The organism is Vibrio pomeroyi (assembly GCF_024347595.1).
Classification (GTDB): Bacteria; Pseudomonadota; Gammaproteobacteria; order Enterobacterales; family Vibrionaceae; genus Vibrio; species Vibrio pomeroyi.
This window is the reverse complement of sequence record NZ_AP025506.1, coordinates 773,039-799,314: the sequence shown is the minus strand read 5'-3', so window position 1 is coordinate 799,314 and position 26,276 is coordinate 773,039. Positions and strand designations below refer to the sequence as shown.

Below are 26,276 nucleotides of genomic sequence, written 5' to 3'. Positions count from 1 at the left end.
AGAAATTAGATGACTAAAACTTTTATTCATCGCCTATTACGGCCGCTTGCGGCCGTTTTTGTTGGCGCAATAACAACCCTTTCATTCGCTCCATACTCAATATGGCCTCTTGCTATTCTCAGCCCAGCATTGTTGCTGTTATTGATCCACAACCGCTCTCCTAAAAGCGCACTTTGGATTGGTTACGCATGGGGTTTAGGCCAATTCACAACGGGGATCAGCTGGGTATACGTCAGTATTGATGGCTTTGGTGGAATGCCACTGGCAGCCAACTTATTCTTGATGGCACTGCTTGTGGGCTATCTAGCCGTTTACTCAGGGCTTTTTACCTGGAGTTTAAACAAGTTCTTCCCTGCTAATAACCTAAGTCGCTTTTTCCTAGCCGCTCCCGCACTATGGTTAATCAGTGATTGGTTGCGTGGCTGGGTAATGACGGGCTTCCCGTGGTTGTGGCTAGGTTACAGCCAAATCGATTCCCCGCTAGGTTCATTCGCCCCTATTGGTGGTGTAGAGCTAGTGACTCTTACAATTATCGTCTCGGCTTCTGCGCTCGCTTATACGATCATCAATAAAGCCTGGAGTGTCGCCGTCATTCCTGCCGTTGTATTTAGCACGGGCTTTGGTCTTCGCAATATCGACTGGGTGACACCGAACCCTGACAAAACAACGTCAGTGGTATTGATTCAAGGCAACGTTGACCAAGACAGCAAGTGGCTACCAAGCCATCGCTGGCCGACCATGATGAAATACACCGATCTGAGCAGAGAAAACTGGGATGCGGATATCATCATCTGGCCTGAAGCGGCTATTCCTGCATTTGAGGTAGAGATTCCGTCTTTCCTACGTAACTTAGATAGCGCAGCCAAGATGAACAACAGCTCTATCATCACGGGTGTATTGAATCAGTCTGAAGATAAGAAGTACTACAACAGCATTTTGTCGCTTGGGGTAAATCCATACGGCGAGTACAGCTACGATCCAAACGAACGCTACCACAAACACCACCTATTGCCATTTGGTGAGTTTGTGCCGTTTGAAGACATCCTACGCCCGTTAGCGCCGTTCTTTAATTTGCCAATGTCATCGTTTAGCCGTGGCGATTACGTTCAACCAAACATCGTTGCTAATGGTCGTCACCTTGCACCAGCACTTTGCTATGAGATCATCTTTAATGATCAAGTTAGACAGAACGTGACCGATGAAACGGACTTTATCTTAACGCTCTCTAACGATGCATGGTTCGGCCGTTCAATTGGCCCGTTGCAACATATGGAAATCGCACAAATGCGTGCTCTAGAGCTTGGTAAGCCGCTTATTCGCTCGACCAACAATGGTGTAACGGCAGTAACGGATCACAAAGGCAAGATCATCAAGCAAATCCCGCAATTTGAAACAGCAGTATTAAAAGCTGAGCTTGTTTCAACAGATGGTCAAACCCCTTATCACGTGGTCGGTACTTGGCCGCTGTATATCTGGGCTTTGTTGAGCTTGGTGATTGGCTGGCTTGTGAGAAGAAAAGACTAGATTCGACGAAAAGTGTTTGAGGGTTGGCCAATTTCGGTCAACCCTTTTTTATTACTACGATTTTGAACTGGTGATGCTATCGCTCGGTATTTATGGTTTAAGCGCTTTACGACTAAATCCTTTCGAACCACATTTAATACACGGAATAATCGTGGTTGGGTGATTATATTCGGTTTGATGACCACACTCATCACATACCAGCGTACCAAGACCAATAACCTCATCTGCTTGATACAAGCCTTGATGCTCTAAATCTTGGAACAGCTCAACCCATTCCACTCTGGTGCGGTCAGTGATATCCAATAAGCCTTGCCAAATGGAATCAGCGATCATCAAGTAGAACGGGCCGCTTTTACTCTCTTCATAACTTTCAGAGAATTCTTTTAAGTCCGATTTCACATAAGCTGAAATCAGCGATAGTTCATCTTTAGTCATGTCATTGGCTGCTTTCGCAAACTTTCCTGACGTTTCGATTTTGTTGTTGAGCTCTTCAGGACTATGCTTCAGCGTTTCGATGACCTCTTCAACCACTTCTTCATAGAGTGCTTTTTTCTTCGGCATAATAACCTCCTTAAGATAACCAACTTTTAAGCGAGTAAACGGATGTACCTCAATGCACTCCCGCTCACAAACAAATGCAATTCATACTCTTAAGTATAGTTGCCCTGCGAAATTCAGTGAAAATTACGCCATCTACTAGGCAGCAACTGCAAGTATGAAGGGTATAACTATTGTTGTACTAGGCTCCTTTAGGTATTCTATGACGATCTGTAAGATTCTGTTCTAACCGAACTCACAAATTCCAAGATAACCGGATACCATCGATGCAAGAACAATATAACCCGCAAGAGATTGAACAAAAGGTTCAACAACACTGGGATGACAGCGAGACTTTCGTTGTAAGTGAAGACCCAAACAAAGAAAAATTCTACTGTCTTTCTATGTTCCCATACCCAAGTGGCCGACTGCACATGGGTCACGTGCGTAACTACACCATCGGTGATGTGGTATCTCGTTTCCAACGTCTACAAGGCAAAAACGTAATGCAGCCAATCGGTTGGGATGCATTCGGCCTACCTGCAGAAAACGCAGCTGTTAAGAACAACACAGCGCCTGCACCATGGACTTACGAAAACATCGAGTACATGAAAAACCAGCTTAAGCTTTTAGGCTTTGGTTACGACTGGAACCGTGAATTCGCAACGTGTACGCCTGAGTACTACCGTTGGGAGCAAGAGTTCTTCACTAAGCTTTACGAAAAAGGCCTAGTTTACAAGAAGACTTCTTCTGTTAACTGGTGTCCGAACGACCAAACTGTACTTGCAAACGAGCAAGTAGAAGACGGTTGCTGCTGGCGTTGTGACACTCCAGTAGAACAAAAGAAAATCCCACAGTGGTTCATTAAGATCACTGAGTACGCTCAAGAGCTACTAGACGATCTAGACAACCTAGAAGGTTGGCCTGAAATGGTTAAGACCATGCAGCGCAACTGGATCGGCCGCTCTGAAGGTGTTGAGCTATCTTTCGCTGTTAACGGTGAAGAAGCGCCACTGGAAGTTTACACAACTCGCCCAGACACACTGATGGGTGTTTCTTACGTTGGTATTGCTGCAGGTCACCCACTTGCAGAGAAAGCCTCTCAAAACAACCCTGAGCTTGCAGCATTTGTTGAAGAATGTCGTAACACTAAAGTTGCTGAAGCAGAGCTTGCAACGATGGAAAAGAAAGGCATGGATACTGGCTTAACGGCTATCCACCCTCTCAACGGTCGTGTTGTTCCTGTCTTTGTTGCTAACTTCGTTCTTATGGATTACGGCACGGGTGCGGTAATGGCGGTTCCTGCTCACGATCAACGTGACTACGAATTCGCAACTAAGTACGGCATCGACATCATCCCAGTAATCAAGCCAGAAGACGGTTCTGAGCTAGACGTGTCTGAAGCAGCTTACACAGAGAAAGGTGTATTGTTCGATTCTGGTGAATTCGATGGTCTTGCTTTCCAAGAAGCATTCGATGCAATTGCTGCGAAGCTTGAAGCTGAAGGCAAAGGTAAGAAAACAGTAAACTTCCGTCTACGTGACTGGGGCGTTTCTCGTCAACGTTACTGGGGTGCACCAATCCCAATGGTAACCACTGAAGACGGTGAAGTTCACCCAGTACCAGCAGACCAGCTACCAGTAATTCTTCCAGAAGACGTGGTAATGGATGGTGTGACTAGCCCAATCAAGGCAGACAAGTCTTGGGCTGAGACAACATTCAACGGCGAACCTGCTCTACGTGAGACAGATACATTCGATACGTTCATGGAATCTTCTTGGTACTACGCTCGTTACTGTTCACCACAAGCGGACGACATCCTAGATCCAGAAAAAGCGAACTACTGGCTACCAGTAGACCAGTACATCGGTGGTATCGAGCACGCTTGTATGCACCTATTGTACTCTCGTTTCTTCCATAAGTTGCTACGTGATGCAGGTTACGTAACGTCTGACGAACCGTTTAAGCAGCTTCTATGTCAAGGCATGGTTCTAGCTGACGCATTCTTCCACACGAATGAAAAAGGCACGAAAGAGTGGATTGCTCCTACTGACGTGACTATCGATCGTGACGGTAAAGGCCGTATCGAAAAAGCTGTCGACAACCAAGGCCGCGAAGTTGAACACTCAGGCATGATCAAGATGTCTAAGTCGAAAAACAACGGTATCGACCCACAAGAGATGGTAGACAAGTACGGTGCTGACACAGTACGTCTATTCATGATGTTTGCTTCTCCTGCAGACATGACACTTGAGTGGCAAGAGTCTGGCGTTGAAGGCGCAAACCGCTTCCTTAAGCGTGTTTGGAAACTGGTTCACGCTCACTCTTCTAAAGGTGCTGCTGAATCTGTTGATGCTTCAGCTCTGTCTGGTGACCAAAAAGCACTTCGCCGTGATATCCACAAAACTATCGCGAAAGTAACGGACGATATCGGCCGTCGCCAAACGTTCAACACAGCAATCGCTGCGATCATGGAGCTGATGAACAAGCTAGCGAAAGCACCTCAAGAATCAGTACAAGATCGTGCAATCCTTGATGAAGCACTAAAAGCTGTTGTTCGCATGCTTTACCCGATGACTCCTCACATCTCTTACGAAATGTGGATTGCTCTTGGTGAATCAAACGTAGATTCAGCAACATGGCCAACTTTCGATGAGAAAGCGCTAGTCGAAGACGAAAAGACTATCGTTGTAATGATCAACGGTAAGCTACGTGCGAAACTGACCGTTGCTGCTGATGCGACCGAAGAGCAAGTTCGTGAACTTGGTCTAAACGATGAGAACGCTAAAAAGTTCCTAGATGGCCTAACGATCCGTAAGGTTATCTTCGTGCCTGGTAAGCTTCTAAACATCGTTGCTAACTAATTTCGTTAGCACAACGCAATTGCTAAAGAATTAACGAACTTAATTCATCAAAAGCAGTCTGTAGACAGGGTAGCTAATTACCCTGTCTACTTATTTAAACGCTTTACTTTCAGTGACTAACCCCACGCCAACAAACTAAAGCCTTTAAATAAGTATTCTACCTTCATGAGAGCCATCAAATAATGCGCCTGATTTCACTATCTTCATTGAAAGTTACTATCGTTGTTCTAACCGTTAGCCTATTGAGTGCCTGTGGTTTTCACCTACGTGGTGATTACTCAGTGCCAGAAGAACTGAACAAGATCTCTGTGACCAGTTACGACCAATACAGCACGTTTACACGTATGATGAAAGGTCAACTGCGCATGAATGATGTAGAAATTGTGCCACCTGCTGAGAACACTCCTAACCTTCATATCATTAGCGAAAGCGTAGGTGAGCGAACTCTGTCCCTTTACCAAAATACTCGTGCGGCAGAAATTGAACTGACTTTCTACGCTTCGTACCGTGTAACGATCCCAGAGCTAGGCTCAAAAACATTTTCAACCAGCGTAACCCGTAGCTACCTAGACAACCCGTTAACAGCTCTCGCGAAATCGGTTGAGCGCGACATGATCGAAGATGAAATGCGTAAGCTGGCAACAAGCCAAATTCTTCGTCAAATGGCTCGTCTAAAAGCGAATATTGCAGCTGACAGCATGGACCTAGAATCACTAGAACACAATCAGGTTAAAGAGCTTGAAAAACAGTACAACATCAAAAATATTGAAGTTGAAGACGTTGAGGTTGCTCCAAGCTCAGAAGAGCAGACGGAACTCAGCGAATCTGCTGAATAATAGGTTTATTTGATGCGTATTTTTGCCGATCGTCTATCGGAGCAACTGTCTAAACAGCTGAGCAACGTTTACCTGATTTTTGGTAACGAACCTCTGCTGTTACAAGAAAGCCGAGAAGCGATCATGAAAGCAGCTAAGCAACAAGGTTTCGAAGAACGTCATCGCTTTACGATCGATAACAGTCTCGACTGGAATGAGGTTTACGATTGCACTAAAGCACTCAGTCTATTCTCTAGCCGTCAGGTCATCGAACTTGAGCTTCCGGAGTCGGGTGTGAATGCGGCGATAGCAAAAGAATTGCTCGCCATTTCTGAGCATATTCATAGTGATGTTCTATTGATCTTGGTTGGCACTAAGCTAACCAAAGCTCAAGAGAGTGCAAAATGGTTTAAAGCGCTCTCTAATCAAGGACATTGGGTCAGCTGTTTAACTCCAGATGTCAGTCGATTACCTCAATTTGTTCAGACTCGTTGTCGTCAAATTGGCTTATCTCCAGATCCTGAAGCCGTTCAAATGCTTGCGCAATGGCACGAAGGCAACCTTTTTGCGTTGACTCAAAGCCTAGAGAAACTGGCGCTACAATACCCGGATGGAAAGCTCACTTTAGTACGCTTAGAAGAGTCGCTGAGTCGCCACAACCATTTTACTCCGTTCCATTGGAGTGATGCGTTACTGGCAGGTAAAGGCAATCGAGCACAGCGGATACTAAGACAGTTAGAGGCTGAAGGTGTCGAGCCTGTTATTCTGCTGCGTAGCATACAACGTGAGCTTGCTCTGTTATTGCAGATGCAGCAACAAATGAAACAGATGCCAATTGGTCAGGTTTTCGAAAAACACCGCATCTGGCAATCTAAAAAGCCGCTTTATAACGCCGCGCTAACAAGAGTTTCGATTTCTCGATTACACTCCTTGTTCGCGTTGCTCACTCAAGCTGAATTGATGACAAAAACTCAATACGAGCAGTCGCCATGGCCACTAATTCATCAGTTAAGCGTAGAGTTTTGTATCCCTTCAGCTTCAATACCATTCCACGCATAAAAGCGTGTTATATTCTAGGGTCAACAAGCCCTAAACAAAGCTAAATTCAGATTAAAGGAACACCCAGTGTTACGTGAAGAACTAAAAGATTTTCTTGCAGACAAAGCCGACGACATGAAAGCAGAATCGATTGTAACTATCGATGTAGAAGGCAAATCAAGTGTGACGGATTACATGATTGTTTGTACTGGTACCTCTAAACGCCATGTTGCTTCTATTGCACAGCATGTTGCTGATGAAGTGCGTAAAGCGGGTATGCAGCCTCTAGGTATGGACGGTCAGCAAGAAGGTGAATGGGTTGTTCTAGATATGGGCACAAGCATGCTTCACGTTATGCAAGAAGAGCATCGTGAGCTGTACCAACTAGAAAAACTTTGGGGCTAAGCTTTGAAGATCCAGTTAATCGCAGTTGGCACAAAAATGCCAAAGTGGGTTGAAGAAGGTTTTCAAGAATACAAACGCCGCTTCCCTCACGATATGCCATTAGAGCTCATTGAAATTACTGCAGGAAAGCGCGGTAAAAATGCAGATATTGCACGCATTCTTCAAAAAGAAGGCGAAGCGATGTTGGCTGCAGTTCCAAAAGGCAACCGCATTGTCACGCTCGATATCCCAGGTAGAAAGTGGGATACCCCTCAACTTGCTGAGCAATTAGAAAGTTGGAAGTTGGATGGACGTGACGTATCTATCCTAATTGGCGGGCCTGAAGGATTAGCACCTGCATGTAAAGCGGCTGCAGACCAAAGTTGGTCTCTGTCTGCGCTTACTCTCCCTCACCCATTAGTACGCGTTATCATGGCTGAAAGCTTGTATCGAGCTTGGAGCATCACTACTAACCACCCTTATCATCGAGAATAAGCGTTAATGTTACGTAAACGTAGCCAAATCCGTGATTACAAAGCAGAAGCACGACTATTTACTAGCCGTGCTTTTGTTGCGTTTGCGGGGATCATAGTCATGATGTCAATGTTGGTTGTTAACCTGTACAACATTCAGGTCAATCAATACCAAGACTATAAAACTCGTTCTAACGACAACCGTATCAAGGTCGTTCCAATCGCCCCTAATCGTGGTTTGATTTACGATCGCAACGGTGTACTTCTTGCTGAAAACCGTCCTGTTTTCAATCTAGAAATCATACCCGAAAAAATCAAAGATATGGATGACACGCTTGCTCGTCTGCAAGCATTAATCGAGATCCCACCAGAACGTATCGAGCGCTTTAATCGTGATCGTCGTAATTCACGACGCTTTAAATCGGTACCGATTCTTAATCAACTCTCTGAAGAACAAGTTGCCGTCTTCTCTGTAAACCAACACAAATTCCCGGGGGTTGAAGTTACAGGAACATTGAAGCGTTTCTACCCGTATGGCGATGTGCTCACTCACGTGATTGGCTATGTATCGCGCATCAATGATCGTGATATGCAGCGCTTGATGCGAGAAGAGAAAGACGCCAATTACCAAGCTACTCGTGATATCGGTAAGCTGGGCATTGAACGTTATTACGAAGACATGTTGCACGGTACGGCAGGCTACCAAGAAGTTGAAGTTAACAGCCGTGGACGAGTGATTCGTACCCTCAAATTTGTACCTTCGGTTCCAGGCAAAGATATCGTACTCAACTTAGATATCAAACTACAGCTATACGTACATAAGTTACTTGATGGCCGCCGTGGTTCAGCTATCGTTCTCGATCCGAAAGACAATGGCGTGTTAGCCATGGTATCGAGCCCAAGTTACGACCCAAACGCATTCGTGCATGGTATCTCGTCTAAAGGCTATAACGCGCTACTCCAAGACAAAAACCGCCCTTTGGTTAACCGTGCCACGCTAGGTATTTACCCACCGGCATCGACGATCAAACCCTTTATTGCTGTTGCTGCTCTGCAAGAGGGTGTTATTACACCAAACACTACGCGCAATGACCCAGGCTATTGGAAGATACCAAACTCAAAAACGAGACCATTCCGTGACTGGTTACGTTGGGGACACGGAGTCGTGGATATAGAGAAAGCAATTGAAGAGTCGGTAGATACCTTCTTTTACCAAATTGCTTATGATCTCGGCATTGATCGCATATCCAAATGGATGATGATGTTCGGCTTTGGTGATTATACTGGCATCGATATCTACGAAGAAAGCAAGGCCAATATGCCAACTCGTGATTGGAAGATGGCCAGACACCGTGTGCCTTGGTATCAGGGTGACACCATTCCTGTTGGTATTGGACAAGGCTACTGGACAGCGACACCAATGCAGATTGCAAAAGCAACCTCTGTCTTAGTCAATGAAGGTGAAGTGACAGCACCTCACCTACTGCGTTCAACCATTGATAATGGCCGTCCATTCGATGAACAAATCATGTCAGACATTGAAACTTACCCACCGCTAACCGGGGTTAAGAAGAAGTATTGGGATATCGCTCAGGAAGGCATGAGGCTGGCTAACCACGGTAAGAAAGGTACAGCAAGACGTTCATTCCAGAAGATGTCTTACCAAACCGCGGGTAAATCGGGTACTGCGCAAGTATTCGGCCTTAAAGAAGATGAAGAGTACAACGCGGACGAAATCGCAGAGCACTTGCGCGATCACGCCCTCTTTACTGGCTATGCGCCTTTTGAAGATCCTGAAGCCGTCGTGACTATCGTTCTAGAGAATGCCGGTGGCGGTTCTTCTAATGGCGGCCCAGTAGTAAGAAGGATTTTAGACCATATTATCCTTGCAGAAGATTATCAAAGTGAGCCAATTAAATAATGAAACTTGATCCCTCAACTGGACGAAATAGAGCCTTATTCGAAAGGCTACATATCGACCTGCCATTATTGCTTGGCATTTTGGTTTTAATGGGCTTTGCCTTATTGATCATGTACAGCGCAAGCGGACAAAGCCTTGCGATGATGGACCGTCAAGCTATGCGTATGGGTCTGTCTTTGGGTGTGATGATCTTTTTAGCGCAAATCTCACCACGGACCTACGAAACCTTAGCTCCGCTGCTGTTTGCTGGCGGTGTCATTTTACTATTGGGCGTATTGTTCTTTGGTGAGGCCTCTAAGGGTGCTCAACGTTGGTTAAACTTCGGCTTTATTCGATTCCAACCTTCCGAGTTGTTGAAGCTGGCGGTACCTTTGATGCTGGCTCGATTTATCGGTAAGCGATCACTACCACCAACTTTCCAAACACTAGCAATCTCGCTAGTGATGGTGTTTGTCCCGACGATTTTAATCGCGAAGCAACCCGATTTAGGTACTTCTATCCTTATCGCTGCGTCGGGTATCTTTGTAATATTCCTAGCGGGTATTAGCTGGAAGATCATCGCCAGTGCTGCGATAGCACTTGGGGCGTTCATACCAATTTTGTGGTTCTTCTTGATGCGTGAGTATCAAAAAGTACGTGTAAGAACCCTTTTTGATCCTGAATCAGATCCATTAGGTGCGGGCTACCACATCATTCAGAGTAAGATTGCGATAGGTTCTGGTGGTATATCAGGAAAAGGCTGGCTGCAAGGTACTCAATCTCAACTAGAGTTCATTCCAGAGCGTCACACCGACTTCATTTTTGCGGTTATTGCCGAAGAATGGGGTATGATCGGTATTTTGTTCTTGCTTGCTATCTACCTGTTTATTATTGGACGTGGTTTAGTACTGGCTAGCCAAGCTCAAACGGCCTTTGGTCGAATGATGGGAGGCAGTATTGTACTAAGCTTCTTCGTCTATATTTTTGTAAACATTGGCATGGTAAGCGGCATCCTACCGGTTGTAGGTGTCCCTCTTCCTCTAGTCAGTTATGGCGGTACTTCAATGGTTACCCTCATGGCTGGTTTTGGTATTTTAATGTCGATCCACACACACAGAAAAGCATTCTCAAAGGCGACCTAATCGATGTCTATTACAACGTTTTCAAAAAAAGCATCCTTGGTTGATGAACTGCCAATTAAAAAAATCCTCTCTATTGTTGGGCTAGCTGTTTTCATCAATGGTTGTTCTTCACAGCAACCAACGGGGCGCTACGATATTGATTCAGATATTGCGCCAGACGCGCCTATCTCGGTAGAGCATTTAGAGGACGCTCACCCACAGTATGAACCCTACAGTTTAGGTGGTAACAATGACTACACGTTGCGCGGTGAAGACTACAAGATCGTCAAAGAGACGGAAGGATTTACCGAGAAAGGAAAAGCATCTTGGTACGGTAAGAAATTTCATGGCCATTTAACCTCAAATGGCGAGATTTACGACATGTATTCGATGTCTGCAGCGCACAAAACATTGCCGATTCCAAGCTATGTAAAAGTGACCAATACCGACAACAACAAAACCACGATTGTTCGCATCAATGACCGCGGCCCATTCCACGAAGGCCGAATCATTGACCTTAGTTATGCGGCTGCTTACAAGCTCGATGTATTAAGAACTGGCACTGCAAATGTTGAGATAGAAGTCATTACTGTAGCTATGCCAACCGACGCTAAGAAAAAGGCCGCTTTGCCGCAATTTATTATTCAAGTTGCCACATCTCCGCATGAAGATAGAACAGAGAAGTTAGCCAAAGATCTAAGCGAAAAGCTAGAAGTAGCAACGTTCTTGCAGCCAAATGATGACAACTACCGTTTGATGCTTGGGCCATTTCATGACTATGCTCTGACTCAAGAGAAATTAGAACAAGTTAAGCTAATGGGTTACCCGTCAGCTTATATAAAAAAACACACCCTAACTCGCTAATTAATCTAACAGTTACTTCTGGTAATCAGCGCTCTGGTGTGACAGAGTGATTCTGTTAATATATGAATAGTTCACCAAATAATTGCATTCAAAATGATTAAATCTAATAAACTTGTTAAATCGATTTTTGCTACTTCTGTTGCGCTTTCTGCAACGATAGCTACATCGTCATTCGCCGCTCCTATTGTTGTTCCTGATGCACCTCAAATCGCCGCTAAAGGTTTTGTTCTGATGGATTACCATTCAGGCAAAGTACTAGCAGAGAAAGAGATGAATACTCAACTTTCTCCAGCAAGTTTAACCAAGATGATGACGAGCTACGTGATCGGCCAAGAGCTTGATCGTGGCAACATCAACCTAAACGACGATGTTGTAATTAGTGAAAATGCTTGGGCTAAAAACTTCCCAGATTCATCTAAGATGTTCGTTGAAGTTGGCACAACCGTTAAAGTTGAAGAGCTGAACCGCGGTATCATCATTCAATCAGGTAACGATGCTTGTGTTGCAATGGCTGAACACATTGCTGGCTCTGAAGACGCATTCGTTGACCTAATGAACGCTTGGGCAAGCTCTATCGGCATGAAAGACACGCACTTTGCTAACGTGCACGGTCTAGACAACCCGAACCTATACTCAACGCCTTACGATATGGCGCTACTTGGTCAGGCGCTAATTCGCGACGTTCCTGATGAGTACCGTATCTACTCAGAGAAAAAATTCACTTACAACGGCATCACCCAATACAACCGCAACGGTCTGTTATGGGATAAGAGCATGAACGTTGACGGCATCAAAACTGGCCACACAAGCAACGCAGGTTACAGCCTAGTAAGCTCAGCAACAGAAGGCAAAATGCGCCTAGTTGCGGTTGTAATGGGTACTAAGAATGCGAACGCTCGTAAAACAGAAAGCAAAAAGCTTCTTAGCTACGGTTTCCGTTTCTTCGAAACAGTGGCACCGCACACTGCTGGTGAAACCTTCGTAGAAGAGAAAATCTGGATGGGTAGCAAGGACACAGTTGCGCTTGGTGTCGACGAAGATACTTTCGTGACTCTACCTCGTGGCCAAGCTAAAAACCTAAAAGCAAGCTTTGTACTTGAGAAAGAGCTAGAAGCGCCAATCAGCAAAGGCGATGTGGTTGGTAAACTATTCTACCAAGTTGATGGTGAAGACGTTGCTGAATACCCACTACTAGCACTGGAAGACGTAGACCAAGGTAGCCTATTTAGCCGTCTGTGGGATTACCTAGTACTGCTGTTCAAAGGCTTATTCTAAGTAAGTAAAAGGTTTGTCCTAAACAAAACCTAAGCTTATTGGAAAGCTAACCTAATGAGTAAGTTCATTATTTACTCATTAACGAAACCAAAGCCGCCATGTGCGGCTTTTGTTGATCTTGAGTTCGGTGATATTTACACGTAATATTCCGCCTTATTACTCGTGTCTGTAGACCGAACATGCTTTTTATCGACTATCGCCAATTTGCGAGAGTCTAGCCTTTTGGAGCTAATCATGAACATCAATTCTGATGCAAAACTAAAAGACCTCTTAGAGTTCCCTTGTTCATTCACTTACAAAGTAATGGGCCACGCTAAGCCAGAACTGACTGAGCTAGTGCTAGAAGTGATCCAGCGTCATGCTCCTGGTGACTACAGCCCAACGCTAAAACCGAGTGCGAAAGGTAACTACCACTCTGTTTCTATCAATATTACTGCGACGTCAATTGAGCAGGTAGAAACACTATACAAAGAACTGGGCGAAATCGAAATCGTTCGTATGGTTCTGTAATCTTCGATTACGCATGAAAAACAGCGGCTTATTGCCGCTGTTTTTGTTTAAAGCACAGTATCGACACCAAATTCATTCAACTTAATTTTAAATAAATACAAAGAAAGTTGAAAAACCTTGCAGTCCGTCTGTAGTTAGAATCATGTTTCGCGTTTATAATGCGTTCACTTTATTAATCCTTGAGGGAGTGCCGCTTTGCAAAATAAGCTAATCGTAAAAAAATTAGGCCGTCAGGATTATGAACCTGTATGGAAAGCTATGCATAAGTTCACAGACGAACGCACGGAAGAAGACGTAGACCAAGTTTGGTTGGTTGAACACAACCCTGTCTTCACTCAAGGACAAGCAGGCAAAGCTGAGCATGTATTAAATGCCGGTGATATCCCTGTGATACAAAGCGATCGCGGTGGCCAAGTGACTTATCACGGTCCAGGTCAGTTAGTTGCTTACTTTCTGATTAACATTCGCCGCAAGAAATTCGGAGTGCGTGATTTGGTTACTCATATCGAGAACCTCGTAATCAATACTCTGAAAGCTTACAATATAGATTCAGCTGCCCGACCTGACGCTCCTGGTGTTTATGTCGATGGCAAGAAAATCTGTTCACTCGGATTACGTATTCGACGCGGCTGCTCGTTCCACGGGCTAGCACTGAACGTCGATATGGACCTGTCTCCATTCCTGCGCATTAACCCATGTGGTTATCAAGGCATGGAAATGGCACAGGTCAGCCAACTTGGCGGGCCAAGTGAACTAGAAAACGTTGAGCAACAGTTAATACAAGAGCTCGTAGAGCTACTCGGCTATGACCAAGTAGACATTCAAGCCACCAGTAACATTACAGCAGAAGCATAAAATCATGAGCAAACCAATCCAAATGGAAAAAGGCGTTAAATATCGTGACGCTGACAAAATGGCATTAATTCCCGTAAAGAATATGCCTGCTGAACAGAAAGAAGTGCTACGTAAGCCAGAATGGATGAAGATTAAACTTCCTTCAGACAGCCATCGTATCCAAGAAATCAAATCAGCAATGCGCAAAAACAACCTGCACTCAGTTTGTGAAGAAGCGTCTTGCCCTAACCTAGCCGAGTGTTTCAACCACGGTACGGCAACGTTTATGATTCTTGGCGCTATCTGTACACGTCGCTGCCCGTTCTGTGATGTTGCCCATGGTCGTCCAGTTGCTCCTGAAGCGGAAGAGCCGAAGAAACTGGCTAAGACAATTAAAGACATGAAACTGAAGTACGTGGTAATCACTTCAGTTGACCGCGATGACTTGCGTGACGGCGGTGCTCAGCACTTTGCTGACTGTAACCGTGAGATTCGCGAACTAAATCCAAATATTCGTATCGAAACACTGGTACCAGACTTCCGCGGTCGTATGGACGTTGCGCTTGACCTAATGAAAGACAACCCGCCAGATGTATTCAACCACAACCTAGAGACAGCGCCACGCCTATACCGTAAAGCGCGTCCAGGTGCGAACTACAAATGGTCTCTAGATCTACTGAAGAAGTTCAAAGAACAACACCCAGATATCCCAACAAAGTCTGGTGTAATGATGGGCCTTGGTGAGACGAAAGAAGAGATCGTTCAAGTACTGAAAGATCTTCGCGAACACGGTGTAACTATGCTGACATTAGGTCAATACCTAGCACCAAGCCGTCACCACTTGCCAGTAGAACGCTACGTGCCGCCTTCAGAGTTCGACGAGCTTAAAGAGATTGCTCTTGAACTTGGCTTCACACACGCTGCTTGTGGTCCGTTTGTACGTTCTTCTTACCATGCAGATCTACAAGCTCAAGGTATGGAAATTAAGTAAGCGATTACTTAACTCTCCTCTATTTAAAAGGCGCGTCCCCTCGGGTATGCGCCTTTTTAGTATCGACAGACCGTCACGTTACATCACCATAGTTCCTATACAACAAAGCCGCTCTAGGAGAGCGGCTTTGTTAAATTAAGACGAGTGAACAATTATGGTTAATTAACCGAAAGAAGCCCAGATTACCGTTGCCACTAAGATTGGGCACACAAACTTCACATACATCGGCCAAACCTTACCAAACCAGCCAAGCTGAAAATCAGGGCAACCTTGCTCAAGCTCTTTCACTTTTGAAGCTCGACTCCACACCCAGCCACCAAACAGACAGAACATCAATGCAGCAATCGGTTGAAGGTATTGAGTGGCTATCATCGCCACCATGCCAAACATCGCAGCAAAGTTGTAAACAATTACCACGCTGAACAGTGCGATAGCACCACCAATCACCCAACTTGTTGGCGTTCTTCTGGTATTGAAGCGCTCACTCACTAGCGCTACCGGGCCTTCTAGCATTGAGATAGAAGAAGTCAGTGCGGCAATCGTTAGCAATAAGAAGAAAACAATCGCAAAGATCTGGCCAAGCACACCTAAGCTATCAAACATTAGAGGTAGAACCGTGAACACTAGCGTGTCAGAGCTTAACAGCGAGCCATCTTCTGCGTAGATTTGAACGCCTTTTTGCATCGCAACAAACATCGCAGGCATAACCACTAAGCCTGCAATAAACGCAACAGCAGTATCAACCAAGGTTACGTTCATCGCCATTTTTGGCAGGTTCTCTTTCTTACTTAAGTAAGAGCCATAAACCAACATTGAACAGCCACCAATGGTTAGCGAGAAGAAGCCTTGTCCCATCGCCGCTAGGATCAGCTTTCTATCCCACACCTTCTCAAAGTCTGGAACTAGGTAATGTTTTAAGCCTTCCATCGCGCCAGATTGCGTCATAATGTAGACAAACAATAGGCCGAACAATACAAACAGTGCCGGCATCAAACGCGTCGACCACTTCTCGATACCTTGCTTAACACCGCCCTGCACAATCAAAATCGTCAGTACGTAGAACGCAACTGTACCAAAGACATTACGCTCAACGCTGAAGCCTTTAAACCAATCCGCAATCGCCTCAAGGCCAATCAGATCAGCAACAGCGCCGATTAAGAAACAGATCAACCAACCGCCGACAATGCTATAAAACGCCAACACTGCGCTTGGAACACTGAGGCCAATCCAACCAACAAATTCACCGACTTTCTTGCCTAGCGGATTAGCAGTTAGTGAACGCATACTATCAACTGGGTTCGCTTGGCCGTGGCGGCCAATCGCCATCTCCACCACCAGCATAGGGAAAGCAACCACGAAGATCATGATTAGGTAAACAAGCAGAAAAGCACCACCGCCATTGCTCGCAACTTGAGTTGGGAAACCCCAAATATTACCCAAGCCAACAGCTGCACCAGCCGCTGCTAAAATAAAACCTAAACGAGAACTAAATAGCTCTCTTGAAGAGGAAGATTGTTGGTCCATATTGCCCGCATAAAAATCAGTGAACTAGTTGAGAAGTACAGTAATCAAAAGCAATGATAGACACAACCAATAAATGAACAATTGTCTAATTTTTACAATCAATACGCTATTTAGAACCACAAAATTAACAACAACCCAGTTCGATAGTTTTCCAACAATAGACACAAAAGGATTATCAACATAGCCTAGCCACAAAGTTGATACTTATCATTGAGTGAACAATACAAACAAAAAGAGCACCAACCGGTGCTCTTGTTATTCATCACTAGACTCGAATTAAATAGTGAATACTTGGTAATCTTTCAGGTTCGGAATGATTTCATGCAGTTCTTGCTCTTGTTCTGCCATCTCATCAAGTGAATCACAGAACTCAGTGCCTTCTTCTTGCATTTGCTGAGCATGTTCTTTCATTCGTTCTTCAACTTTAAGCTTGAGATCCGCCATGCTGTCAGCCAGTTCAGTCAGGTTTAGCCCACCCTCTTGCTTCATCTTTTCAGACATCGCATTGAAAGCACTCGAGATAAACTCTTGATTAAAGATCTCCTTAGCCTTCTCGAAATCTTCAGACCAGCCATTTGCCATCGAGTCGAAACTGTCTGCTGGTAATACTAGCTCACCATCTTTGTAGTAACGCGCCTCAAGTTCAGCAAAATACGTCTCCATTGACTCTTTCACATTATCAAACGACTCAGGCGAATCTAGGCTAGCGGCAATATCATCAATAACGTCATTGGCTAATGCTAAGCTCTCGTTAGCCATTTGCTTTGCGCGAGGTAAATACTCACTCATGCTGTCACGATACTTCTCTATCGCGGCTTGTTGGTCAGCATCGAGCTCAACTTTCTCGCCATGGATATAGAGGTCATTGTTTTCATCGAAGACCGCAGTATCACCATTCACCTGATGGATTTCGACTTTTTGGTCATCGATTCGTAATTCATTCTTCAAATCAACTCGACACTGCGCTGCAAACGTTGGCAGACTCACAACAGCAATAACCGCTGTTAGTGATGCAATTAATACATTATTTTTCATAAATACATTGCTTTTCATAACATCCTCTCATCAATCTGACAAATTACTATACCTTGGGTTTATGCTTCTTTGTCAGAGAAACGTTTTATATCTATTAGTCCGTTAGTTAGTCGATAGATATAACTTCGTAGCAAAACTGTTTATCAGCAACCTTAAACTCAATCTCATCGCCAACTTCTTTACCCATTAGAGCCTGACCAAACGGCGCGTTCGAGGTCACGATAGCAACTTCATGATCATTCCACATAACAGAGAGTCCACCAACTCTCGGCCCCATAAAAAAGTGTTTATATTGGTCATGCTCGTCAATCACAACCACATAACTGCTCACCGTAATTTTTTCACTGTCTCGCAATACAAGGTTTCGATAGCACTGAATATCATCTTCACACTCTTGCACTCTCACCGCCTGTCCATGGGCAAGATACGAGGCTTCTAGAGCTAAGGTGTCGTACTTGTGCTCTGGCACTGTCTCTTCATCGGTTGCGGCGTCAATGGCACGCTGGGTAGCGGACTGCGCGATACGTAATCGGGTTTCGAGTTGCTCAATGATTATTTGTCGAAGCTCAGACTTATTCATACTATTGGGGTGCTTTTCTATAGGAGCTACAGAATAGAATTAGGTACAATCAGGTGCAAGACATTTGATTCAACAAGCGACGCTATCATGAATAGACGCCCGCTTTAGCATCAATACGACACTTATTAAATCAGGTAGAACATAAATGATTGAGCAGAAGCTAAAACAAGTATTCGGATTCGATTCACTACGAAACGGACAAAAGCAAGTCATTGATAATGTTCTATCTGGTCACTCGACAGCCGCGATATTCCCGACGGGATCAGGTAAGTCGCTTTGCTACCAATTACCCGCATTAGAGCTTCCTCATTTAACCTTGGTGATATCGCCACTGTTAGCCTTAATGAAAGACCAACTCAGCTTCTTACACAGTAAAGGCATCAGCGCGGCTGCCATCGAATCAAGCCAAGACAGACAAACCACACAACAGGTTATGCAGTCCGTACGTAACGGTGACACAAAAATCCTAATGATCTCGGTTGAGCGCCTGAAGAACGAACGCTTTCGTCAGTTTATCTCCCAGGTGCCTATCTCGTTACTTGTGGTCGATGAGGCGCACTGCATCTCAGAATGGGGTCACAACTTCAGACCAGACTACCTAAAACTTCCTCAATACCAAAAGCAGCTGAATATTCCTCAAGTGCTATTGCTCACGGCAACCGCGACGACCTCTGTTATCCAAGATATGAAGTCTAAGTTTGATATCGATGAGGAACGTGTTGTGGTTACCGGCTTCTATCGTCAGAACCTACACCTTTCAATTCAACCTTGCGAACAAGCCAGCAAACTAGAAACCTTGTGTAATGTCGTTAATCAAGCTTCTCTCGCTCCGACTATTGTGTATGTCACTCTTCAACAAACAGCAGAGATGGTCGCTCAACAACTTCGTAATGCTGGCGTAAATGCCGTGGCTTATCATGCCGGCCTTAAGCCAGAAAACAGAGACGCCATCCAACATCAGTTCATGATTGATGACGTCAACTGCATCGTGGCAACCATTGCATTTGGCATGGGTGTCGACAAGTCGAATATTCGCCGAGTGATTCACTTTGATCTTCCAAAATCGATAGAGAACTACTCGCAAGAGATAGGCAGAGCAGGACGAGACGGACAAGCTTCTGAGTGTATCTTGCTCGCGAACAAACACGGCTTGAGCACACTAGAAAACTTTGTATTTGGCGATACGCCAGACAACATATCGATCCAGGCAGTATTAAAAGAGATCTACGAAAACCAAAACACTAATGCTTCGGGTTCGAATCAATGGGAGATCATGCTTAATCAGCTATCGCGTGAATCCAACATTCGTCAGCTACCGCTGAAAACACTCCTAGTTTACCTTGAAATTGAAGGGGTGATTGAGCCGAAGTACAGCTACTTCGCGGATTACAAATTTAAGTTCATTCGCCCTAAACAGCAGATCTGCGAACAGTTCCAAGGTGAACGTCGTAATTTCGTAGAAGCGATTTTCCAATGTTCACCACAAGCAAGAGTCTGGTGCCAAGTTGATTTCGAGGCGCTCTGGACACACTTCCAAGCGGATCGCCAGCGTGTGATTACGGCTATTGATTACTTTAATGAACAGGGCTGGATTGAGCTAGAAAGCAAACAGATCACGGATGTCTACGCGATTCACAATACCTCTGAAGATATGATGCAATTATCTGAGCGATTAACTGAGTTGTTTAAGGCAAAAGAGAACAGTGAAATCAATCGTCTTAATCAGATGCTGAGCTTCTTTGAAGCCGACACCTGTCTAAGCTCACGCCTTGCAAGTTACTTTGCCGATGACAAAGCACCAACAAAGTGTGGTCACTGTTCTGTATGTCGCGGTCAAGTAGCAACCTTACCAACCGTTGATGTTGAACCTATTGATGATGAAACAGTAATGACATGGATTCACGAGTTCATTTCCGCAAGCCAGCAGTTGATTACAGACGAAGCGATTACTCGTTTTCTATGTGGAATCGCTACCCCACTTTCAACCAAGCTTAAAGCCAGTAAAATGGTCGGCTACGGAAAGCTAGAGCAACAACCATTCAGTGATACTTTAGCGCGAGTGAAACAACTTCCTAGGTAACTCTTACCTATAAAAAACCGACTAGGCTATGAAGCGTAGTCGGTGCTCACTAAACCCACTATCTCTAAAAAAAGCTCAGCTGACGCATTTGGTCTTTGGGTTGTAACATCACACTTAGGCCTAGTAAGCGTATCTCTCGCCCTTGTTGCCTTTTCAGTATTTCACTCAAGAGCTCTTTGAAATGTTCACGATCGAGTGAAGCGTGTATGTGCTCGATAGTGGTTTGCTGAAAGTCAGCGAACTTGAGTTTGATTCCCTGCTTGATGATCGCTTTACTTGGGCTAGCCTTTTCTAAACGAGTTTCGAGCTCAGGAAACAGCTTGTCTTCTATGACCTGCCAACATTCAGCATAGGTCGATATGTTTTGGGTAAAGGTTCGCTCAACGCCTACCGACTTTCTTTCACGCTCAATGATCACTTCTCGGTCATCAATGCCATGGCTGCGCTTCCAAAGTGACGCTCCTTGGCGGCCAAACTTGAGCAGCAGGTCGCGATAGTCAGATTCTTTAATATCTTTACAGGTAAAGAAGCCCGCTTGATGCAGCTTTTCAATACTCACCTTGCCAACGCCTGGGATCTTTTCGAGGGGTAATTCATCGATCACCGCTTGCACGTCTTGAGGAGGAATAACAAATTGCCCATTAGGTTTATTCATATCTGAGGCGACTTTCGCCAAGAACTTTATCGGAGCAATACCTGCGGAAGCCGTTAAATTGAGTTCGTTCCAGATATCACGACGGATCGACTCTGCAATGAGCGTCGCCGAGCCATGGCACTGTTTTGAGTCAGTCACATCAAGAAACGCTTCATCCAAAGAAAGCGGCTCAATCACTGAGGTATATCGAGAAAAGATTTCGCGGATCTTCTTAGATATCTCGACATAGACTGACATTCTTCCCGGCACGACCAGCAAATTAGGGCAGAGTTGCAGCGCTTTACCAGTAGGCATAGCAGAACGAACGCCAAACTTACGCGCTTCGTAGTTGCACGTGCTCAACACGCCGCGTTGTTTTTCATGACCACCCACTGCGAGCGGCCGATTTCGGTAAGATGGGTTGTCTCGCATTTCTACAGCTGCGTCCACAAAACCACGGGTGTAAAAAGTAAGCTTTACAGATGAAATGAAATTTAATACTTAATTAACAGTATTTTGAAAAAAAATAATTGCTTACAGAGTTAACTTACAATACACGATTTACCAATTAAGCGTCATCTGAGGAGTCGACAGTTCTTCTTTAGGCTCTAGTCCTACAGAAAGACCAATAAGGCGGATACCTCGACCATCCGACCGCCCTAAAGCTTCTTTCAACAGCTCAAAGAAAAAAGCTTTATCAAGACTAAGTTGCTTATGTTCAACAGTTGTCTGCTTAAAGTCACTAAACTTAAGCTTAAGCCCTTGCCTTATAACTTTTTTTTCTTCCGCTATCCTGTTAAACCTTGTTTCCAACTCTTCATATAATGATTCGATAGCTCCAATACATTCCTCTTCAGCATGTATGTCTTGCGCAAATGTTCTTTCTACACCCAATGACTTTCTTATTCTTGTAGGTATCACTTCACGTCTATCGATACCATGGCAGCGTTCCCACAAAGAGCGACCAAACTTACCAAAATGCTTTAGTAGCAAGTGTTGATCGTAATTTTTCACATCTTCTCCTTTGTGCAAACCAAGCTTGTGAAGTTTTTCTAATGTGACCTTCCCTACACCTGGGATTTTTCCTAAGTCCAACTTGTCAATAAACCCTTCTATTTCAGGTGGAGTTACAACACAAATACCATTTGGTTTATTAACATCCGATGCTACTTTTGCAACGAATTTGATAGGAGCTACGCCTGCACTGGCTGTTAGTTTTAGTTCAGATTCAATAGCTTTACGTATATCTTCTGCAATCAATGTAGCTGAGCCTCTAAATAGTTTTGAATCAGTTACATCTAAATAAGCTTCATCTAGTGACAGTGGTTCAATTAGATCTGTATAACGTCTAAATATCGCATGAATCTGTTTAGAGACAGCCTTGTACTTTTCCATATCTCCCCGAATTACAGTAAGATTAGGACAAAGCTTGAGAGCATGAGCGGTAGCCATGGCAGAACGGACACCGTACTTCCGTGCTGGATAATTGCATGTTGATATCACGCCTCGGCGATTCTGAGAACCACCAATTGCCAATGGTATATCCCTTAGCTTTGGATTATCACGAGCCTCTACAGCGGCATAGTAGCAATCAAGGTCTATATGAATAATTTTCCTAGTCATATGGTTTTACTTTCGAGTCTAGATAAGAGGCAAGTCTAATGGTAGAACAGCAAGACTGTATATATTAACAGTATAGGGAAATGTAAACAATCAAGCAAAAACTAGATTTCCTCCCTCGCTAAGCAACTAGTTAAACATCTGTAAACTCGTCTTAACTTTAACTTCGTCATTCTCGTCAGAACAATAATAACTTTTTACTAGAGGTTACCGTTGTGAGATTGGTAGCCAGTTCAACGTATATCTCATAATAAGAACAATATTGTTAATTGGATGAGGCACTGCCATATTCTTATGTGTTATATTTCATAGCATTACAATCAACCACTAGGTCAGCATAAGGCTTCTGTTGATGAATAGTTTTGATTATGAACGCCACATCTTGGCGTTAAATGATGTTGAATTAGAAAAGTTAGTCAGACAATGGGCTGATTGCCAGATTGAAAAAAAATACCTATCGGCAATGCGGTATGGCGGCGCAGGAGATCTCGGACGTGATGTTGTTGGTTTTTACTCAAACCAAAAGCATGAAGACGAGTGGGATAACTATCAATGCAAACAGTATGGTAAAAGCTTACCGACTGCCGAGGGGATGTGTGAACTTGGGAAAATCCTCTACTTCGCTCAGCAAGGAAACTTTTCGGTTCCCAAGAATTACTACTTTGTAGTCCCTAAGGGTATCAACAAGAATTTAAAAGGTTGGATACAAAACCCCAGCCAACTTAGGAATCAATTGATTTCACAATGGGACAACTTCTGCAAAAGCAAAATCTCACAAGGAAAAGAAATAGAACTTACTCCTGAACTACAGAAATTCATTAGTGGATATGATTTTTCAAAAGTCCAGATTATTGATTTAGATAAAATGATATTAGACCCAGCATTTCGTGGAGTTCTTGTTCATGAATTTGGTGGAGATCTACTAAGTGCCCCTACTGCCGAAACGCCTAAAGATGTGCATGAGAGTGAGATGGTCTACGTTAGTCAAATACTTGATGTATATAGTGAGCAAGATCAGGTTCGTTACGACAGCCCAGGTGACCTAGTTGGGCATAATGAGTTTGAAGAAGATTTTATGGATCAAAGAGAAAGGTTCTATAGCGCTGAAGCCTTTCGTGCGTTTTATCGAGATAATACCGTCCCAGGAGTTTTAGAAAACTTTGAAAAAGAAGTGCTGAAAGGAGTTAAGCCAATGTTTCGGATGAAATATTCTGACTCATTTGAGCGAATGTGTTCTGTACTCGTCGAAGCAGGGAAACTGCAACCCTCAGGTAAGTTAGCAATCCATGGAAAGATAGATGTAAAACAAGGTTATTGCCATCAATTTGTAAATGAGAACTTACTGAGTTGGAGAAAAAAAGATGATTAAGGAATCTGTGTTTAATAGCTCTCTAGAAGCAGGTATGAGAGCTATTGCCTTTTTAGATACATATCATCCGAAAAGCTTAGACTTCGAGCAGCTCTTGAAAGTTGACTATATACTTGTAAATTCAGCCGATTTTGGAGGGTCTGCGAGCCTTCATCCTGAAATACCAAATAGACAAGGAGAGCTTAGCTCACGTAGAGAAGTCGTGCGATCTGGCATTGAGTTGATGAAACGCTTTGGGCTAATCGAAGTAAAGCTTACAAACCGTGGTATTTACTACAAAACAACAGAAGAAGCAGAGCCATATTTAGACCTAATGAGACAGAAGTACTCCCTAGCTTTGAGGGACATCGCAGCATGGTTAACTGAAGAAGTAAGCCAATTTGGTTTTAGACGTATTGATTCAAACTTGGGTAAAAAGGTGTTTTGATGAGCTTAGGGCTAAGAATTAAAGAGATCATATTCAAAGGTAATAAGAAAAAATCTCTTGTAAGCTTCGACAATCCAGTTTGCTTCGTTCATGGAGCATCAAATACTGGTAAATCACTTTTAGTAGAAGCAATTGACTACATGTTAGGTAAAGGCGACCTAAGAAAAGTTCTTCCACAAAGTGAGGGTTACGACGAACTTGCTATGAAAGTAACTTTAGATGGGGATGATTTTACCTTGTTTAGGAGATGGCCATCTATCGATTTTGAAGTATACCATGGACACATTGATTCTAAGGATAACGCCAATTTCCTTAGCTATTATCGCCAAACGTCGCCTACTAAGAAAATACCATCAATAAACGAATTTTACTTTAGAAATCTAGAACGACCTGAACTCCTTCGAAATCTATACGGAGAGAAAACATCATTAACTATTAGGCTGCTCTCTAGAATCATTATATCTGGTGAAGAGAAAATTATTCGTACTGACTCCCCTATAATTGTTGGGGACAGCAATGAAAACAGTAAAAACAAGTATGTTTTCAGATACCTTTTAACAGGAAAAGATGACTCTGAAGTAAAAACTCTAACCAGAGGAGGCGAGTTCAACAGTGAGAGAAATGGACGAAAGTCAGTTCTTGAAGATGTTGTTGACGCACTAAAGTTAGACTTGAACTTTCCTGATGAAAACACAGAAAGCTTAGATAATAGAGTCCAAAAACTTGAAGCTGCTATATCTAAGGGGTTGGCAAAACTAGAAGACTCACAAAAAAGTTTATCAGGTGTAATATCAGAGAAAAAATCAACAGCAGAAACTTTGATGAAAACAGCCGAGCGAGCTAATGTTATCGCAGCAAACTTGGCTAACTTTGATACCCTAAAAAAGCTATACCTCAGTGATATAGAAAGGTTGAGTTCTCAAGAGGAGGCAGCCTTTCTACTGAGTGTAGGACACTACGGTCAATGCCTTGTCTGTGGTAACACTATAGATACAGCATGTGACGATTTAAGCAATATTAATCATTTAGCTGAAGCATCAAAAGCCGAGATACAAAAAATCAAGTCAAAATATCACGAGCTACAAGATACGACAAAAGCGCTACAGTACCAGCTAGATGACTTGGAAAGTAAAGCGGTTAATCTTAAAATCCAACTCAAGCAAATAGATTATGAAGTTGAAAGGTGTACTCCTGTTATCAATTCAAACGACAACCAGTTAGCAGAGCTGAGAAAAGAACGAGCTGCAATCCAATTTGATCGCAAGTTACACGACCGTATACGTTCTTTCACAAAAAAACTTCAAGAGATAGAACTTGCTTCGACACCTAAACAATATAAATCTGAAGAGTTTCTCCTTGAAACTGATGCCATTAATGGCTTTTGCAAAATCTATAGCTCAATACTTTCTGCAATTAAGTTTCCTGGAGAACATCATGTAGATTTCGACTTTCAAAAATTTGATGTCATTATTGATGGAACCCCTAGAGACTTAAATGGTAAAGGTGTCAGAGCCATCTTGCATTCAGTTTTCAAGATAAGTCTATTAATACACTGTAGAGAGAATAACATCTATCACCCAGGTATTGTTATTCTTGATTCACCATTAGTAACTTATCGAGACCCGTTGACAAGCAAACATGGTGAGCTAGGCAAAGATGAAGAACAACTTGCTAAGACTAAGATAAGTTACCACTTCCTTAACTACTTGTATCAAATTCGTCACTTGGGGCAGTTTATAATTGTTGAAAACATAGATATTCCAGAAACACTTCGAAATGTTATTGGTGTTGAAACATTCTATGGACAAAGTGCTACAACAACCCAGAGAGTTGGATTACTTTAGTCTAATAACTAATTCAACAACATGAAATTACTC

At 43.6% G+C, this 26,276-nt stretch carries 23 protein-coding genes; 17 read left to right on the top strand and 6 right to left on the bottom strand.

The features are described 5' to 3' along the window. Positions 1 to 9 precede the first annotated feature (9 nt). Positions 10 to 1,524 (top strand): apolipoprotein N-acyltransferase, encoded by a 1,515-nt coding sequence (gene lnt, locus OCV12_RS03480; protein WP_261885363.1) that lies wholly within the window; start codon positions 10 to 12, stop codon positions 1,522 to 1,524. A gap of 90 nt (positions 1,525 to 1,614) precedes the next feature. Here the strand turns inward: lnt and OCV12_RS03475 are convergent, their stop codons facing one another. Beyond that, positions 1,615 to 2,085: a zinc ribbon-containing protein gene (locus tag OCV12_RS03475; protein WP_261885362.1), complete on the bottom strand. Its 471-nt coding sequence runs from the start codon at positions 2,083 to 2,085 to the stop codon at positions 1,615 to 1,617. A 263-nt stretch (positions 2,086 to 2,348) separates the two neighbouring features. Here OCV12_RS03475 and leuS point away from each other — a divergent pair, with 263 nt between their 5' ends. From leuS to lipA, 12 genes are all read left to right on the top strand, one after another. After that, entirely contained in the window at positions 2,349 to 4,925 is a 2,577-nt protein-coding gene (gene leuS, locus OCV12_RS03470) for a leucine--tRNA ligase (RefSeq protein ID WP_261885361.1), read from the top strand. A 182-nt stretch (positions 4,926 to 5,107) separates the two neighbouring features. Further along, complete coding sequence (locus OCV12_RS03465; RefSeq protein ID WP_261885360.1) at positions 5,108 to 5,761, top strand: LPS-assembly lipoprotein LptE; 654 nt, start codon at positions 5,108 to 5,110, stop codon at positions 5,759 to 5,761. 12 nt (positions 5,762 to 5,773) lie between these two features. Beyond that, entirely contained in the window at positions 5,774 to 6,799 is a 1,026-nt protein-coding gene (holA, locus tag OCV12_RS03460) for a DNA polymerase III subunit delta (protein WP_261885359.1), read from the top strand. A 66-nt stretch (positions 6,800 to 6,865) separates the two neighbouring features. Continuing rightward, positions 6,866 to 7,183: a ribosome silencing factor gene (gene rsfS, locus OCV12_RS03455; RefSeq protein ID WP_004735247.1), complete on the top strand. Its 318-nt coding sequence runs from the start codon at positions 6,866 to 6,868 to the stop codon at positions 7,181 to 7,183. A gap of 3 nt (positions 7,184 to 7,186) precedes the next feature. Then, complete coding sequence (gene rlmH, locus OCV12_RS03450; protein ID WP_261885358.1) at positions 7,187 to 7,657, top strand: 23S rRNA (pseudouridine(1915)-N(3))-methyltransferase RlmH; 471 nt, start codon at positions 7,187 to 7,189, stop codon at positions 7,655 to 7,657. 6 nt (positions 7,658 to 7,663) lie between these two features. Further along, on the top strand, positions 7,664 to 9,556 hold the full coding sequence (gene mrdA / locus OCV12_RS03445; RefSeq protein ID WP_239847273.1) for a penicillin-binding protein 2: 1,893 nt from the start codon (positions 7,664 to 7,666) through the stop codon (positions 9,554 to 9,556). Further along, a complete protein-coding gene (gene rodA, locus OCV12_RS03440) occupies positions 9,556 to 10,677 on the top strand; it encodes a rod shape-determining protein RodA (RefSeq protein WP_261885357.1) in 1,122 nt (373 codons plus the stop codon). The genes mrdA and rodA overlap by 1 nt, the downstream gene beginning before the upstream one ends. 3 nt (positions 10,678 to 10,680) lie before the next feature. Further along, positions 10,681 to 11,520, top strand: coding sequence for a septal ring lytic transglycosylase RlpA family protein (locus tag OCV12_RS03435; protein WP_261885356.1), 840 nt, complete (start codon positions 10,681 to 10,683; stop codon positions 11,518 to 11,520). 93 nt (positions 11,521 to 11,613) lie between these two features. After that, positions 11,614 to 12,795 (top strand): serine hydrolase, encoded by a 1,182-nt coding sequence (locus tag OCV12_RS03430; protein WP_017068508.1) that lies wholly within the window; start codon positions 11,614 to 11,616, stop codon positions 12,793 to 12,795. 231 nt (positions 12,796 to 13,026) lie between these two features. Beyond that, on the top strand, positions 13,027 to 13,305 hold the full coding sequence (gene ybeD / locus OCV12_RS03425) for a DUF493 family protein YbeD (RefSeq protein WP_026084358.1): 279 nt from the start codon (positions 13,027 to 13,029) through the stop codon (positions 13,303 to 13,305). 195 nt (positions 13,306 to 13,500) lie between these two features. Beyond that, a complete protein-coding gene (gene lipB, locus OCV12_RS03420; protein WP_004737632.1) occupies positions 13,501 to 14,160 on the top strand; it encodes a lipoyl(octanoyl) transferase LipB in 660 nt (219 codons plus the stop codon). A 4-nt stretch (positions 14,161 to 14,164) separates the two neighbouring features. Beyond that, positions 14,165 to 15,130 carry a lipoyl synthase gene (gene lipA, locus OCV12_RS03415; RefSeq protein WP_017059920.1) on the top strand — a complete coding sequence of 322 codons (966 nt, stop codon included), beginning with the start codon at positions 14,165 to 14,167 and terminating at the stop codon, positions 15,128 to 15,130. A gap of 162 nt (positions 15,131 to 15,292) precedes the next feature. Here the strand turns inward: lipA and OCV12_RS03410 are convergent, their stop codons facing one another. The 3 genes from OCV12_RS03410 to OCV12_RS03400 all read right to left on the bottom strand — a co-directional run bounded on the left by OCV12_RS03410 (position 15,293) and on the right by OCV12_RS03400 (position 18,269). Beyond that, a complete protein-coding gene (locus tag OCV12_RS03410; RefSeq protein ID WP_176681872.1) occupies positions 15,293 to 16,654 on the bottom strand; it encodes a sodium-dependent transporter in 1,362 nt (453 codons plus the stop codon). A 276-nt stretch (positions 16,655 to 16,930) separates the two neighbouring features. Next, positions 16,931 to 17,707: a YggN family protein gene (locus OCV12_RS03405; RefSeq protein WP_261885355.1), complete on the bottom strand. Its 777-nt coding sequence runs from the start codon at positions 17,705 to 17,707 to the stop codon at positions 16,931 to 16,933. Positions 17,708 to 17,795: 88 nt separating this feature from the next. Continuing rightward, positions 17,796 to 18,269 (bottom strand): GreA/GreB family elongation factor, encoded by a 474-nt coding sequence (locus tag OCV12_RS03400; protein ID WP_176681874.1) that lies wholly within the window; start codon positions 18,267 to 18,269, stop codon positions 17,796 to 17,798. A gap of 145 nt (positions 18,270 to 18,414) precedes the next feature. Here OCV12_RS03400 and OCV12_RS03395 point away from each other — a divergent pair, with 145 nt between their 5' ends. Then, the gene (locus OCV12_RS03395; protein ID WP_261885354.1) at positions 18,415 to 20,349 is read left to right on the top strand and encodes a RecQ family ATP-dependent DNA helicase; all 1,935 of its coding nucleotides are present in this window, start codon (positions 18,415 to 18,417) and stop codon (positions 20,347 to 20,349) included. A gap of 64 nt (positions 20,350 to 20,413) precedes the next feature. Here the strand turns inward: OCV12_RS03395 and dinB (OCV12_RS03390) are convergent, their stop codons facing one another. Both dinB (OCV12_RS03390) and dinB (OCV12_RS03385) read right to left on the bottom strand, forming a co-directional pair. Next, complete coding sequence (dinB, locus tag OCV12_RS03390; RefSeq protein ID WP_449361572.1) at positions 20,414 to 21,433, bottom strand: DNA polymerase IV; 1,020 nt, start codon at positions 21,431 to 21,433, stop codon at positions 20,414 to 20,416. A 111-nt stretch (positions 21,434 to 21,544) separates the two neighbouring features. After that, complete coding sequence (dinB, locus tag OCV12_RS03385) at positions 21,545 to 22,606, bottom strand: DNA polymerase IV (protein WP_261885353.1); 1,062 nt, start codon at positions 22,604 to 22,606, stop codon at positions 21,545 to 21,547. A gap of 349 nt (positions 22,607 to 22,955) precedes the next feature. Between dinB (OCV12_RS03385) and OCV12_RS03380 the strand changes: the two genes are divergently transcribed. Genes OCV12_RS03380 through OCV12_RS03370 form a run of 3 tightly spaced genes read left to right on the top strand, consistent with a single transcriptional unit; the run spans position 22,956 to position 26,243 of the window. Then, positions 22,956 to 23,972, top strand: a complete 1,017-nt coding sequence (locus OCV12_RS03380; protein ID WP_261885352.1) for an ABC-three component system protein — start codon at positions 22,956 to 22,958, stop codon at positions 23,970 to 23,972. Further along, positions 23,965 to 24,399, top strand: coding sequence for an ABC-three component system middle component 2 (locus tag OCV12_RS03375; protein WP_261885351.1), 435 nt, complete (start codon positions 23,965 to 23,967; stop codon positions 24,397 to 24,399). Before OCV12_RS03380 ends, OCV12_RS03375 begins: the two co-directional genes overlap by 8 nt. After that, entirely contained in the window at positions 24,399 to 26,243 is a 1,845-nt protein-coding gene (locus OCV12_RS03370) for a coiled-coil domain-containing protein (protein WP_261885350.1), read from the top strand. The genes OCV12_RS03375 and OCV12_RS03370 overlap by 1 nt, the downstream gene beginning before the upstream one ends. Positions 26,244 to 26,276: the final 33 nt, after the last annotated feature.